Below are 14069 nucleotides of genomic sequence, written 5' to 3'. Positions count from 1 at the left end.
CGCCGTCGTAGCTTCCAGTGAAGCACCCCGGGATCAAGCCGAACAGGGCACGATCGGGGGAGGCCGCCTAAAGGCGGGCCAGGCGGGTTGCCAAGTGAAGGGCGGCCAGCCGGCCCGTCCCCCGGGGATCCCCGCCGCACAACTCGAAAATCCGCTGGAGCCGGTGGTGCATCGACTGCCTTTCCAAGTGCAGTTCCCGCGCCGACTGAGCGGTATTGCACCCGGAATCCAGCCATGCCGCCAAGGTCCGCATCAGCTCCGAGCGCCGCTGCTCGTCATGCTCGACGACGGCGCCGAGCTGCCGCCGCACGAATCCCTCGCGGGCGGCCGCGTCGAGGCTTGCTTCCGCCAAGCGCTCGACCGCGAAGTCCTCGGCATCGACCACACCGTTCCGGGTTTCGGACCCCGGGATGAGTTCAAGCGTCCGGCGCGCCTCTGCCAGCGACCATGGCGCCTCGCCGATTCCCTGCGCAAGCGGACCCACGGCAATGACCGAGCCGTCGGGGACCTCCAAAGCCTCAAGCGCTCGGATGAGCGCGATGCGCGAAGCCACTGCCGTGGCGTGGGGGATCGCGGCCAAGGCGATCAATTCGGCGTTATCCGCGTAGCTCGCACTTTGCGGAACCGCGTCGTCCAGGATGCCGTCGAGCCGTGTCCGGAGCTGTCCCGCAGCCGGGGAACGCACGACGACGGCGGCGACCGGACCGCTGGCGGGAAACCCTGAGGCCGGCCCCAGTTGCTGGAGTCTCCACGACTGGGTGCCCGAACTGATGGCCCGCATGAGCTCGATTCCCGCAAGTTCCTTGAGCCCGGGTGGCATGCGTTGCAGCAACGCCAAGCCGAGGATATCGACGCACCGCTCGCCGGCCACCCGCGCAAGGTTGGCGTCGCCGTCGTCGGGTACTTCCAACTCCAGGCGGGCTGCCAGCACGCCGCGGACGGGCACATCGACGGTGGTGACGGTGCAGGATTCGGGCTGGACGGCCGCCGTCGCGCTTCCCAAAGTGATGCCCGACGGCGAGACGAGCCTCGCGCTGGAACCCGTCCGGCCGGCCAGCACGGCAAGGAGCTGATCCAGTCCGCCTCCGTGCGCGAGTTCCGCCGCCATGGCATGGCTCGTTTCGTCGCCGAACTGCAATTGCGCCACCGATTCGCTGACCAGCCGCGAGTTGATGGCTTGCATGATGCCCACGAAGGGGGCCACTTTGCACAACTCGATGATGGGAAGCCCGGCCATCTGGCCGGCGTCGAGCATGGACTCCGGTATCGCGGGCAGCTCGGGACCCGTCTCGATGGCCAAAGCGGTGATGCCGCGGGCCGCCAGTTGGCGGACGTAGTCCACCCGCCGCTCGTCCGAAGCAGTGGCGAGAGCCTGCCCGCCGCTCAGAAGCAGCTCGCCGCCCCGCAGCAGCGGAGCAATGTCCAGCACTTCGCTCGAATGGACCCAGCGGAGCTGCCGGGACAGTGCCCCAGGCACATCCGTTCGCAGGACTGGTTCAGCCGCTCTCAGGCTCTCGTGTTCGAAAGCGTCGGCAAGGAGTAGGGACATGACACTCCGTAACTAATTTCGGGGAACTATCGTACACATCGTATCTTGTTGCTGTGATCTGGGGCACATACATTGAAGTAGTCCCTTTCCTACACGGAGGATCCCCCAATGCACGAGAACTTATCCACTGCGACGCCTGGGGCTGCAACGGCGCAGACCGACGTCGAACAGAACCTGCAGTCCATTCCCGAATCAGCGCGTACCCGCAGCGTAGCGGGCCAATTCTGGATCTGGGCAGGCGCAAACCTTGCCCCCATCAACTGGGTCCTTGGGGCCCTCGGCGTCCAGCTCGGACTCGGCTTTGCCGATACCGTCACTGTCCTGGTGGTGGGAAACCTGATCGGCATGGCACTCTTTGGCCTGTTTGTCCTCTTGGGGCAACGGACCGGCGCTACCGGCATGGTCCTGGCCCGGGCCGTCTTCGGCCGCCGCGGCAACTACCTTCCGAGCGCCATCCAGGCACTCCTCGGAATCGGTTGGTGCGCCGTCAACACCTGGATCATCCTGGACCTGGTGATGGCACTCCTTGGGAAGCTCGGCATGGTCGATCCGGAGCAGCCCAACGTGGGCCCCAAGATCGTGGTGGCCTTCCTGATCATGTCCGCCCAGGTCACCATCGCGTGGTTCGGCTACAAGGCCATCGCGGCTTTTGAAAAGTGGACCGTCCCGCCCACCATCGTGGTGCTGATCGCCATGTCCGCCGTGGCCTGGTTCGGCATGAATATCGACTGGGGCTACGCGGGCCCTCCCGGTGCTGTCCTTGAAGGCGGCGCGCGGATCGCCGCCATGACCACCGTGATGACGGTCATCGGCATCGGCTGGGGGATCACCTGGTTCACCTACGCGGCGGATTATTCACGCTTCGTCAGCAAGTCCGTCCCCAAGCACAAGGTTTACCTGGCCTCGGTATTCGGCCAGTTCCTCCCGGTAGTGTGGCTCGGCATCCTCGGCGCCAGCCTGGCAACGAAGAGCGGCACGGCCGATCCCGGCCACCTCATCGTCGACAACTTCGGCGTCCTGGCCATCCCGGTCCTGTTCCTGGTCCTACACGGTCCCATCGCGACGAACATTCTGAATATCTATACCTTTTCGGTGGCCGCGCAGGCATTGGACATCAAGGCAAAGCGCCGTTCCTTGAACCTTTTTGTCGGGCTCCTGGCCCTGGTCGGCGTCGTGTTCTTCATCCTGCAGGAGGATTTCGCATCAACATTGAGCACCTGGCTCGGCGGCCTCGTGGCGTGGGTAGCCGCGTGGGGCGGCATCATGCTGGTGCACTACTTCTGGGTGGACAAGCGTAGCCCCGTGGCAGTCGATCGACTCTTCGACCCCGTGGGCACACGTCGGCTCCCGGCAGTCAACTGGGCCGGGATCACCGCGCTTTTGGTAGGAATCTTCGCCACGTGGCTGTTCATGTACGGCGTTCTGCCGATCATGCAGGGCCCCATCGCCACGGCCATGGGCGGGATCGACTTGTCCTGGCTGGCAGGCGGGCTCGTTGCCGCGGCGGTTTACGGCGCACTAGGCCCACGGGTTCATGCCCGATACCTTCCGCTGCCGTCCGCAGGCGCGGTTTCCTCTGCAGCCGCGACGTCGCAGCCCCTTGCGGAAGACGCCGTCGCCAATCTGGTCAACGACTGAGAGGAACCCCGATGACCACCAACGCTTTCCCTGACGAGGCACACCCGATCACGTGGCCCGAAAACTTCAAGGCGGCGGCGTCGTTCACGTTCGACGTCGACGCCGAATCGTGCACCATTGCGCACGATCCCACAAGCACCAGGCGCATGTCCCTCATGAGCCACCAGTCCTACGGCCCCCGGGTCGCCGTTCCGCGCCTCCTGAAGATCCTCGGGCGCCAAGAGATCCAGGGAACCTTCTTCATCCCGGGGTTCACGGCGGAAAGCTACCCGGACGTGGTGCGGCGGATCGTCGACGGCGGCCATGAAGTCGCCCACCACGGCTACCTGCACGAACCCATGCAGGGAATCGATGCCGCCACCGAGGCCAGCTACCTGGATCGCGGGCTCGAAGCCCTCGCGAAGGTAGCCGGGGTCAGGCCGGTCGGCTTCAGGGCACCGTGGTGGGAGCTGAACTGGCACTCGCCGGCGCTGCTCGCGGACCGGGGCTTCCTCTACGATTCAAGCCTGCTCGACGGCGATGCCCCCTACCGCATGGCGGTCGCCTCGGGTGATTCACGGGACATTGTTGAGATTCCGGTCGATTGGGCCCTGGACGATTGGGAACAATACGCGTTCTACCCGGGAGTAACAGGAAGCGGCGTCATCGAGAGTCCGGCCAAGGTCTTGGAGATGTGGACCCTCGAAGCCGAAGCCCACCACGCCCAAGGCAGTTGCTTCGTCTTGACCAACCACCCGTTCATCTCCGGCCGTCCATCCAAGGCCGTTGCCTTGGAGCGGCTGATCGAACGCGTCAAGGCCATGGACGGGATGTGGGTGACCACTTTGGAGCGGATCGCCGAACACGCCATGGCCACGGTCAACGAGATCCACAGCCATGCCCGGATCGAGGTCCCCTCCTACCCAGGCGCAGGAGCCAGCTTCAAGCCTGCCCGTTTGCTGGAAGCCATCCCCAGATAGCTCAACCCGTCCCCGCCCAACTAACTCGCAGTTGTTGTCGTTATCAGGGCTCAAAACGGCATCTAATGCGTGGGCCCACGCCGCAAGGGTTCCCTGGCCGAGCTTGCGAGGCAAGGGTGGCGGTGGGGACTAGTTGGGTGGGGCATAGCTCAGGCAGGGCCTCGACTGGGCTAGAGATCGCTCCGGCACGGGGCCGTGTGGAGTTTGTAGAGTCCGTTCAGGTCTCCGGCTGCCAGGCCATCCGGGGCGCCGATCTCCGGATACATGAGCTGGATGGGGTCCTCTACGTGGTCAAGGCCCACGACGTGGCCAAGTTCGTGTTGAATCACGGCGGAGACGTAATGCGCGCCCCCGGGGACGCCCAGCAGTTCCGTGATTTGCGGGGCGTCGAGGTCCAGGCTTCCGGAGACGTAGCTCTTGGGTCCGGTGCCGAAGCTGTACATGGTGCTGCCGCCGGTTCCGATAACGGTTCCTGCCAACGCCGGAGCCGCCGCGGGCGTGGTCCAGGAAATCAACAGCGGTGCCCAACGATCTCCATAGAGCGCGGGCTGGTAGGGCTTGCGCTTCTCGGAGGGGCTTTCCGTGCTGGGGCCGTCGTCAACGAATTTGAGGCCGGTGGCGGCAGCGATCTTGGCGATGGCGTCGGCGATGAGCCCCTCGGATCCGGCCGGGGCGAGGGCTGCGTTGACCACGTAGTGCAGCGGCCGGCACGGAGAGTAGCCAACGGGGGTGCCGTCGGCGTTGGTGGCCAGGAATTTGTAGGAGCCGCTGGCTGCCGCAGGCTTCGCGGGGGAGCCGAGCGGCTGCCCGGCTTCCTCCAGTCCAGGCGGTGGGGTATCCGGCGCACGAGCCGCCTTTTGTGGTCCCTGCCCGGGAGCCCCGTCCTGCCCGGGCGTGTTTGCGGTGGCATGGGCAGAAGGGGTCAGGTTTGGAAGCAAACCTGTGATGCCGGGGCCGCCGCGGAGGAATCCACTGACAAGCACGGCTACGGCAGCAACCGCCGCCACCACCAGCAAGTTTCGGAACAGCGCCAGAACGGTACTGGGGCGCTTGGACGGCGGACCGCCGTCGTAACCGTAGTTTGAATGCAAGTCTTCCCCCAAGTCCCTGCACCGGCGCCCCGTCGGGCCGGCGCTACTAACCGATGACTGCGCCGAAGACGAGTCCCAGCCCATACGTTGCCGCCGCCGCACCGAGCCCGATGGCCAGCTGCCGGAGGCCGCGGGTCAGCGGCGAGGTTCCGGACAACAAGCCGACGACGGCGCCGGTCGACAGAAGCGCGATGCCCACCAGCGTACCGGCCACAGCAAGCGCCGCGAAGCCCGTCATGCCGAAGATGAACGGCAGGATGGGCACGATGGCGCCCGAAGCGAAGAAGCAGAAGCTCGAGATTGCGGCGCCCCAGGCGGAGCCTACGGCCTGGTGCTCATTGACGGTTTCTTCCACTTCGGGGTGGAGCGAGAGGCTGGGATCGCAATCGCAGCTGTAGAGGCCCATGCGTTCGGCGGCCCGGTGTTCGGCGGCTTCGCGGGACATGCCCCGGGCCAGATACACGAGGACCAGCTCATTGTGCTCGATGTCCAGTGCAGGGGCTGCGGTCAGCGTGGCCTGGGTGGGCCGGGTGGCCTTGAGGAGCTCGAGTTGCGAGCGGACCGAGACATACTCGCCGGCACCCATGGACAGGGCGCCCGCCAGCAGGCCCGCGATGCCGCTGAACAGGACCACGGTGGCGGGAACGCCGGTGGCCGCCATGCCCATCACGAGGGAAAGGTTGCTGACCAGGCCATCATTGGCGCCGAATACGGCGGCGCGGAAGGTGCCGGACAACCTGTTGCGGCCGCGCGTCGCCAGGCCGCGGACTACTTCTTCGTGGATCTGTTCGTCGGCCGCCATGGCGCGGGTCGCTGCTGGATCCTTCGCGTAAGGCGAGCGGCCTTCAGCCCGTTGGGCGAGGGCCAGCACGAACACAGATCCGAAGTTCCGGGCCAGGAAGCCGAGCATTCGGCTTCGGACCGAGGCCGCCTTAGGCATGCCGGCATGTTCGCCGAGGAGCTTGAGCCAGTGTGCCTCATGGCGGCCTTCAGCCTCTGCGAGGGCCAAGAGGATTTCGCGTTCCTCGCCGTCACGACGCTGCGCCAGTTGGCGGTAAACGGCGGCCTCGGCTCGCTCATCCGCCAGGTACTGCCGCCAGCGCTTGATGTCCGACGACGACGGGGGAGTCTTGGGGGCTGCTACGTCTTGCGATGGACTGCTTGAGTCCTGCGGATTGTCTGAATGCGAGTTGTCTGGATGCGAGGGTTTTGTGTGCGGTTGCACCGGGACTCCTGGGTTGCTGGGGCGGGCTTCATCGCCTCATTGCGGCTCCACTCTATCGCCAATTTCCGCGGTTTTTCGGCCGGTAATCCTCACTGGAGAATTTAGGTCCCCCTCAAAAACAGGAGGCTCCCGGGAAGCCTTGACCGCGGCTGGGGGCAGTGCTGGGATGGATGGACAGGGTCCACGAATTGGCGGGGTAGCGCTGGACGGTTGCCTCCTATGCCTGTGCGATGGGCTCAGCGGCACGTCGAACGGAGGTTGCACCATGGACAGCACCGAGACCCACGCCCGCCACCCCGACCGTCCCACGGTCGAGGCCGATCCCGCCTATGACTACAACGAGGACCTGGCGGTGGACGAGGACTGGGAGGACCAATCCGAGGTTCTTGACGACGACGAGCGGCCGGTTGCCCTCGATGCCGACGAACACCGTGAGGCTGAAGATATCGAATAGCCCCGGCTCGCTAAACCCGACGTGCTAAACCCTGGCAGCTAAAACGCGCTCAGGATGAAGTGCTTCTGCACGCCTGCCCGGTGCCCGGTTGCCGCCACCGTAAGGGTGAGTTTCCGTGTCGCCGGGAACCAGCGGGCGGGCTGGACCGCCTTTGAGAGCGCTTCGGTGATGAGCCGCGGCTCATGATGCCAATAGCGTTCCAAGTTCCCGTCCACCACGAACGTGATGGAGCCTTGGGACAGGTCGACGCCTGGAATCACCCGGACGAACTCGTCCACCCGCCGGGGGCGGGGCAACAATAGGGTGCCAGACTGGGTGGTGCGGTCGGCGCCGGCGCCGTTTTCGAAAGGCATGGCCTTCTCCTGTGGAGTTGCTCTTGCCCGTTCGGTTGTCTCTGGTCCGAGCCGGGCCGCTTCTTCATCCGAACCACCCGTGAACATGGGGTTGGCGTGTGGCAAGTCGGAGCTTGGCACCACATCTCTTGAAGCTCTTCCTACTGTACATGGAACGGTACAATCGCTGCCCGGTATTAAGGCCCGGTAGAAACGGTTCCAAACGGCAGCGGCGCCGCACCCTCGAGGAGAAGGTGCGGCGCCGCCGTCGTACTTGGTTCTGTGAAGCTTAGTGGCTGGCAACCGGGTGGGCTTCCAAGGGGAGTTCCTCCACGGCCGCTCCGGCAACGCGGCGGTCCCAAGCTTCGCGGACCGCGGGCTCGGTTGGCGGGGTCAGCAGGGAGACCACAACGTAGACCAGGAGCGAGGCGCCGAGGCCCCAGTAGATGGGATCGTTGGCGTAGACGCCGTCTTCGCTGGGGATGATTCCCGTGGCGTAGGCGATCAGCAGGCCAAGCGTCAGTACGGACCCGACTGCCATGGACCAGGCCGCGGCAATACCGGTGCCGCGCTTCCAGACCAGGCCGCCCAGGATGGCAACCAGGAGTCCACCCACCAGGATGTCGTAGGCAATGGTCAGGGCCACCACGACGTCTTGCGCCGCCATCGAGATCAGCACGGCCACGATGCCCAGGCCAAGGACCCAGTACCGGTTGGCCTTGACGTCGTGCTCGGGGTTTTCGGTGTCGTCGGTGTTGATTGTCTTGCCGAACCAGCTGGCCACGAACGGGACTACGTCGGCGCGGGCAACGGTGGCCGCGGCGATGAGGGCCCCGGAAGCGGTGGACATCATGGCCGCGACCGCCGCGGCCATGACGAGGCCGCCGATGCCGATCGGCAGGATGTGGGTGGCTACCTCGGCGTAGACAACATCCTTGCCAAGGGCCTTCACGTCGATGTTGGGCAGGGCCACGCGGGCGGCCAGGCCGATCAAGGCGCCGGCGACGCCGTACAGGACGCAGTAGATGCCGGCAGTGGCGCCGCCCCAACGGGCCACCTTGGGGGTCTTGGCGGTGAAGACGCGCTGCCAGATGTCCTGGCCGATCAGGAGGCCCAGGGTGTAGACCACGAAGTACGTGACGATGGTCTGCGCTCCGATGCCGTCCAACTGGAAGAAGCTGGCGTCAACCCGGGCACGGATGCCGTCGAAGCCGCCGGCGGCGTTGAGGACGAACGGGAGCATGAGGAAGAAGATGCCCACAGTCTTGATGATGAACTGCACCTGGTCGGCGAGGGTGATGGACCACATGCCGCCGATGGTGGAGTAGACGAGGACGATTGCGCCGCCGACGGCGATGGCAAGCCAGCGCTCCCAGCCGAAGAGGACAACGAAGATGGTGGCGTAGGCGCCAGTGGACGTGGCGCACAGCATGAGGGTGTAGGCCAGCATGACGATGCCGGAGGTCTGCGTGGCGCGCTGGCCGTAACGCAGGCTCAGCATCTGGGAGACCGTGTAGATCTTCAGTCGCTGGATGGTGCCGGCGAAAAGCAGGCTCAGGAGGAGCACGCCCGAACCGATCGCGACCACCAGCCACATGCCGGAGACGCCGAACTTGTAGCCGAGACCGACGCCGCCAACCGTCGATGCGCCGCCGAGGACGACGGCGGCCATGGTGCCGGTGTAGAGCATCGGACCGAGGCGGCGTCCTGCCACCAGGAAGTCGCTATTGTTCTTGGTGCGCGACTTGCCCCACCAGCCGAAGGCCAGCATGGCGAGCAAATACACCACCACGATCGCAATATTGATGAACGAAGAGTCCACGGTTGGCTCCTGAAAGTGATGCGCAGAGCTCCGGGGGATTCCGACGCCGGTCCGCTGGGTTTCGTGCGGGGTTGCGGAAGGTCTCTGCGCTGGTGATTGGGGAGAGTAGTCTGTGATGTATGCCTCACAAACAACACTTGTTGCCTATGAGGATACGTAGTGATGCGAGTAACAGTCAAGACGCTGTCTTGCGCAGCGGACTCATCGGCGGCCCTCCAGCTAGCCAAAGGCCCTGCCACGCGGGCGATCCGGCTACTATTGCTGCAATGACAGGGCCGCATAAACGGCCTGAAAGGTTCGTGAATGAAGGCTCTCCCCGTTGAACCGAGCAACGTCCCCGTTGCCATCGGTTCCAGAATCCGCGCCGCCCGCCAATCGCAGCGGCTCACCATCGAGCAGGTTGCCGACGCCACCGGCCTGACCAAAGGGTTCCTGAGCCGTGTGGAGCGTGACCTGACATCGCCGTCGGTCGCTTCCCTTGTGACGCTTTGCCAAGTTCTTTCAGTGTCCATCGGAGACCTTTTCGCTGCACCGGAGACGCACCTGACCCGGCGCGACGACGGGCCGCGGATTTCGCTCGGTGGCCAGGGCATCGTGGAGCGGCTCCTGACTGCCCGATCGGAACGGCGGTTGCAGATCCTGCAGGCCTCCATCGAGCCACGCGGCCGCGGAGAAGCCGAGCTTTACGCCGTCGATTGTGACGTCGATGTCCTCCACGTCGTCAAGGGCCGGATCAAATTGATCCTCACCAACGAGGAGTACGAGCTCGAAGAGGGAGACACGCTGTCCTTCCCGGGCCGCGAGCCGCACACCTGGGTCAATCCGACGGACGAGCCCGTCGAGGTGCTCTGGATCCTGGTGCCGGCAGCCAGCCGCTGACGCTGGCGCCTTGCCCACCCGGCGTACGAGGCCGACACGCGGCGTGTTACACGCCTGAAACATGACTGACTTCCGGATTTAACCCTAGGGCCTTTGGTGTTACGTGCCTGAAATGAACCGTGCCGAAGGCTGAAACAGGCCGACTGTACGTTCGAGTCAACGCAACTTGTCAAGGTCGGTAACCCGTGAGGTACCAGGACCTGTTCGTTTTAAAAATGGTCTCGCCGTGCGGGCGCCATGGAGCGCCGTATATGCAGGAAGGCTCCCGAAATGAACCCAGTATTCTTCAGCGTAGGGCTGGATGTGAACCCCCAGACCCTCGATCCCGGCGCAACAGCCTGGATGCTTGCAGCTTCCGCCCTCGTTCTTCTCATGACGCCAGGTTTGGCGTTCTTCTACGGCGGCCTGGTCAGGATGAAGTCCGTCCTCAACATCATGATGATGAGCTTCGGTGCCATTGGCGTGGTCGCGGTGGTCTGGGCCCTGTGGGGCTACGGACTCGCGTTCGGCCCGGATACCCTGGGCGGCTTCATCGGAGATCCCTTCGCGAACTTCGGACTCAGCGGACTGGCCAACGTCATTGGCGGGAAAGCCCCCGGGCTGCCGGACATGGTCTTCATAGGATTCCAAGCCACGTTCGCCATCATCACTGTCGCGCTGATCAGCGGCGCTGTGGCTGAACGTGTCAGGTTTGGCCCGTGGCTGCTGTTTGCCGGTCTTTGGGTCACCATCGTCTACGCTCCCATCGCCCACTGGGTCTGGGGTGGCGGGCTCTTCGGTTCCACCGGGATCATCGGCAGCAAGATCTCAGCCCTCGACTTTGCCGGTGGCACCGTCGTCCACATGAATGCGGGCATGGCCGGACTGATGCTGGCAGTCGTGCTCGGCAAACGGCTCGGATTCATGAAAGATCCCAACATCCGGCCGCACAACCTCCCCTTCGTGATGCTCGGGGCAGGCCTGCTGTGGTTCGGCTGGTTTGGATTCAACGCCGGTTCGGAACTGGCCGCTGATGGAATCGCCGCGCTCGCCTGGACAAATACCCTCCTGGCCACAAGCGCAGCGCTCCTCGGCTGGCTGCTTGTCGAAAGGCTCCGCGACGGCCACGCCACGTCCCTCGGCGCCGCATCCGGCGCCGTCGCGGGCTTGGTGGCAGTCACCCCGGCCTGTGGATTCGTGGATCCGATTGGCGCGATCGTCATTGGCGTCATCGCCGGTGCCGTCTGCGCGCTGGCCATCGGACTGAAGTTCAAGATCGGCCTGGACGATTCCTTGGACGTTGTTGCCGTCCACTTTGTCGGCGGCCTGTGGGGGACCCTGTCCCTCGGATTCTTCGCCGTACCTTCGGCAAAGACTGAAGGCGGTCTTTTCTACGGCGGCGGCCTGACCCAGTTCTGGCCCCAAATATTGACGGCGCTGGTGGTCACCGCGTGGACGGCGATCATGACGACGCTCATCGGGCTGGCCATCCACAAGACTGTGGGCATGCGCGTCAAGGAGCACGAAGAGCTGGCGGGCATCGACATCACGGAGCACGCGGAAACCGCCTACGAGTTGGCCATGGTCGGCGGATCCTTCAATCCCGGAGAACCACAGAACGGCAAAACTCCGTCGGGTTCCAGCGGTGAACCAGAAACTAGCTCCAACGGGAAAACAGATCGGATGCGCAGCAAGGCGTCGACGTGAAACTGGTTACGGCCATCGTGAGGCCGGAGCGGATCGACGAGGTCCGGGAAGCCCTGGAACGCTTTGGAGTCAACGGGATGACCGTGAGCCAAGCGAACGGATATGGCCAACAACGGGGCTACATCGAGGTGTACCGGGGCGCGGAATACAACTCCGATCTCCTTCCCAAAATCCGGGTGGAGGTCCTGGCGACGGACGAGCTGGTGGACGGAATAGTGGACGCCATCATCTCCGGCGCCAGTACCGGCCAATTCGGGGACGGCAAGATCTGGACCATCGAGGTCTCCCAGGCGGTGCGAGTCCGGACAGGGGAGCGCGGCGCGTCTGCGATCAGCTAGGGCGATCGGCTGGAAAACACTGTGTGGGTGCCGCTCCGTGAGGAGCGGCACCCACACTGCCATGTTCAGCCCACGTGCACCCAGGGCCTGCGCGTGATGTCCGGTTCGGCTTCGCGCAGCACTTCGCGGGTTACCGGGGCGATCTCGCCTTCGCCGAAGAAAAGGAACTTGCTCAGGTTGGCGATGGGGTTGCCCTCGGTCCAGCGGAAATAGATATGCGGCATAAGTCCCGTGACGTCCCGGATGTGGAGGAGCACCGCGGCCAGGGTGTTGGGCACGTTGTTGCTGTGGATCTCCAGGATCTTGAAGCCGTGCCGGACCTTGCCTTCCACAAAGAGTTCCTGCTCGAAGTCGGAGCTGTCATCCACGATGATCTCGATGAAGATCGCGTCGCTGTCTATCGGCAAGTGGTTGGCCTGCTGGGCATGCTGCAGCTTCAACTCGTACCGGTCGGCACTCAGTCGCTTGGGCTCGTGCGCGATGATGCGGATGGGCCCTTCCTCGTTGGAGGCCGTGAACTCGAGTGCCATCTGGTCCATCTTGATGTGCGTAGCCCGCAGCTCGAAGGACCGGCGTATACGGGACGCGAAGCTCACCAGGACAATGCCAAGGATGAACAGGGCCGCTATCCTGATGCCGTCCGGACGTTCCACCACATTGGCCACGGTGGTGTAGGCGAAGACGACCGCCACCGCACCGAAAGCGATGGTCTTGGCCTTCTGCTTCTTCCGGCGGGCGGACAGGGTGACTGCGATGGAGGCCGAGGTCATGAGGACCAGGACGCCGGTGGCGTAGGCGCCGCCTTGGGCCTCCACGTTTGCCTCGAAGACCAACGTGATGATGAATCCAACTGCGGTGAAGACCAGGACCAGCGGGCGGACGGCTTTGGTCCACGCGGGTGCCATGCCGAAGCGCGGCAAATAGCGCGGCACGAGGTTCAGCAAGCCGGCCATGGCAGAGGCGCCCGCAAACCACAGGATGGCAATGGTGCTGATGTCATAGACCGTGCCGAAGCCGTCGCCCAGGAACTGGTGCGCAAGGAATGCGAGGGCTCGCCCGTCTGCCTTCCCTCCCGGCTGGAATTCGGCGGCCGGAATCAGGAACGTGGTGATGAAACTCGAGGCCACCAGGAAGGCACTCATGATGAGTGCCGCCGTCGTGAGCAGTTTGTGGGTGCCGCGGATGCGGCCCGCGGGATTTTCCTCCGTGTCGCTCGGGCTGCCCTTGATCTGTGGCATGACCGCGACGCCGGTCTCGAACCCTGAGAGGCCCAGGGCAAGTTTCGGGAAGACCAGGAGCGCGATGCCCACCATGATCAACGGGTTTCCGTGCTGCTGGTTCAGCGCTGCCCACCAATCGGTCACCACATGCGCCTCGGTCACCACGTGCGCCAAGCCGACCGCGACGACGACGGCGTTCAGCACCAGATAGACGCCCACCAACACGACGGCGACGTTGATGGCCTCCTTGAACCCCCTAAGGAACACCACGCCAAGTCCGGCGATGAGCGCCAGGGTGATGGTGATTTCCTGGCCATGGAGCCATTCCGGGGCGAAGGGGTTTTCGATGGCGTGGGCGCTCGCATCGGCGGCGGAGAGGGTCATGGTGATCATGAAGTCCGTGGCGGCGAATCCCAGCAAGGCGAGGACGAAGAGTTTGCCGCCCCAGCGGGGGAGGAGCCGCTCGAGCATCGCGATGGAGCCTTCGCCGCGCGCGCTTTCGGCGGCGACCCGGCGGTAGACCGGCAGCGCGCCGAGCAAGGTGACGGCGACCAGGACGATCGTGGCGAGCGGCGAGACGATACCGGCCGCGAGCGCCGCAATGGCGGGCTGGTAGCCGAGGGTGGAGAAGTAGTCGACGCCGGTGAGGCACATGACTTTCCACCAGGCCTGCGGCGTGTGGTCCTGGTCCGGTTTGCCGTGCGGACCTTGGCGCTTTCCGGACGTCTCCGGCATTCCGTCGAGCAACCATCGCTTGAATTGCCCCTGTTTGATGTCGCCCGCGGGTTTGGGCCTGTCAGAGGGTTCGGCAGGTGGCCTGGTCAGCGTTGTCACATGGTCCTTTCGCGCGCAGCGTGGAAGCTGCTCCAGATGGAG

General features: G+C 64.6%; 12 protein-coding genes and 1 riboswitch. Of the genes, 6 read left to right on the top strand and 6 right to left on the bottom strand.

From position 1 onward, the window contains the following. Window positions 1–67 precede the first annotated feature (67 nt). Window positions 68–1549, bottom strand: coding sequence for a PucR family transcriptional regulator (locus AC4CS3_RS12770; RefSeq protein ID WP_490783796.1), 1482 nt, complete (start codon window positions 1547–1549; stop codon window positions 68–70). Between the two features lie 108 nt (window positions 1550–1657). On the opposite strand from AC4CS3_RS12770, the gene AC4CS3_RS12765 reads away from it, so the two are divergent. Continuing rightward, window positions 1658–3187 carry a purine-cytosine permease family protein gene (locus AC4CS3_RS12765; protein WP_490783795.1) on the top strand — a complete coding sequence of 510 codons (1530 nt, stop codon included), beginning with the start codon at window positions 1658–1660 and terminating at the stop codon, window positions 3185–3187. 11 nt (window positions 3188–3198) lie between these two features. Beyond that, window positions 3199–4146 carry a polysaccharide deacetylase family protein gene (locus AC4CS3_RS12760; RefSeq protein WP_490783794.1) on the top strand — a complete coding sequence of 316 codons (948 nt, stop codon included), beginning with the start codon at window positions 3199–3201 and terminating at the stop codon, window positions 4144–4146. 170 nt (window positions 4147–4316) lie between these two features. Here the strand turns inward: AC4CS3_RS12760 and AC4CS3_RS12755 are convergent, their stop codons facing one another. Together AC4CS3_RS12755 and AC4CS3_RS12750 are read right to left on the bottom strand one after the other, a co-directional pair. Beyond that, window positions 4317–5237 carry a matrixin family metalloprotease gene (locus AC4CS3_RS12755; protein WP_490783793.1) on the bottom strand — a complete coding sequence of 307 codons (921 nt, stop codon included), beginning with the start codon at window positions 5235–5237 and terminating at the stop codon, window positions 4317–4319. A gap of 46 nt (window positions 5238–5283) precedes the next feature. Continuing rightward, window positions 5284–6462 carry a VIT1/CCC1 transporter family protein gene (locus AC4CS3_RS12750; RefSeq protein WP_490783792.1) on the bottom strand — a complete coding sequence of 393 codons (1179 nt, stop codon included), beginning with the start codon at window positions 6460–6462 and terminating at the stop codon, window positions 5284–5286. A 265-nt stretch (window positions 6463–6727) separates the two neighbouring features. Between AC4CS3_RS12750 and AC4CS3_RS12745 the strand changes: the two genes are divergently transcribed. Then, the gene (locus AC4CS3_RS12745) at window positions 6728–6916 is read left to right on the top strand and encodes a hypothetical protein (RefSeq protein ID WP_441413047.1); all 189 of its coding nucleotides are present in this window, start codon (window positions 6728–6730) and stop codon (window positions 6914–6916) included. Window positions 6917–6954: 38 nt separating this feature from the next. Here AC4CS3_RS12745 and AC4CS3_RS12740 read toward each other — a convergent pair whose 3' ends face one another. Both AC4CS3_RS12740 and AC4CS3_RS12735 read right to left on the bottom strand, forming a co-directional pair. After that, window positions 6955–7269, bottom strand: a complete 315-nt coding sequence (locus AC4CS3_RS12740) for a hypothetical protein (RefSeq protein ID WP_490783791.1) — start codon at window positions 7267–7269, stop codon at window positions 6955–6957. Window positions 7270–7283: 14 nt separating this feature from the next. Further along, window positions 7284–7403: riboswitch (SAM riboswitch) on the bottom strand. A 134-nt stretch (window positions 7404–7537) separates the two neighbouring features. Then, a complete protein-coding gene (locus AC4CS3_RS12735) occupies window positions 7538–9070 on the bottom strand; it encodes a sodium:solute symporter family protein (protein ID WP_490783790.1) in 1533 nt (510 codons plus the stop codon). A gap of 303 nt (window positions 9071–9373) precedes the next feature. Between AC4CS3_RS12735 and AC4CS3_RS12730 the strand changes: the two genes are divergently transcribed. The 3 genes from AC4CS3_RS12730 to AC4CS3_RS12720 all read left to right on the top strand — a co-directional run bounded on the left by AC4CS3_RS12730 (window position 9374) and on the right by AC4CS3_RS12720 (window position 11973). Beyond that, the gene (locus AC4CS3_RS12730; RefSeq protein WP_059388136.1) at window positions 9374–9949 is read left to right on the top strand and encodes a helix-turn-helix domain-containing protein; all 576 of its coding nucleotides are present in this window, start codon (window positions 9374–9376) and stop codon (window positions 9947–9949) included. Window positions 9950–10219: 270 nt separating this feature from the next. Continuing rightward, window positions 10220–11635 (top strand): ammonium transporter, encoded by a 1416-nt coding sequence (locus AC4CS3_RS12725; RefSeq protein ID WP_490783789.1) that lies wholly within the window; start codon window positions 10220–10222, stop codon window positions 11633–11635. Then, the gene (locus AC4CS3_RS12720) at window positions 11632–11973 is read left to right on the top strand and encodes a P-II family nitrogen regulator (protein WP_345447857.1); all 342 of its coding nucleotides are present in this window, start codon (window positions 11632–11634) and stop codon (window positions 11971–11973) included. The genes AC4CS3_RS12725 and AC4CS3_RS12720 overlap by 4 nt, the downstream gene beginning before the upstream one ends. A 65-nt stretch (window positions 11974–12038) precedes the next feature. Here the strand turns inward: AC4CS3_RS12720 and AC4CS3_RS12715 are convergent, their stop codons facing one another. Continuing rightward, a complete protein-coding gene (locus AC4CS3_RS12715; RefSeq protein WP_490783788.1) occupies window positions 12039–14027 on the bottom strand; it encodes an APC family permease in 1989 nt (662 codons plus the stop codon). Between the last annotated feature and the right edge of the window lie 42 nt (window positions 14028–14069).

The sequence above is a fragment of the Arthrobacter sp. SE2 genome, from assembly GCF_058244265.1.
This window is presented reverse-complemented; position numbering and strand designations above follow the sequence as displayed.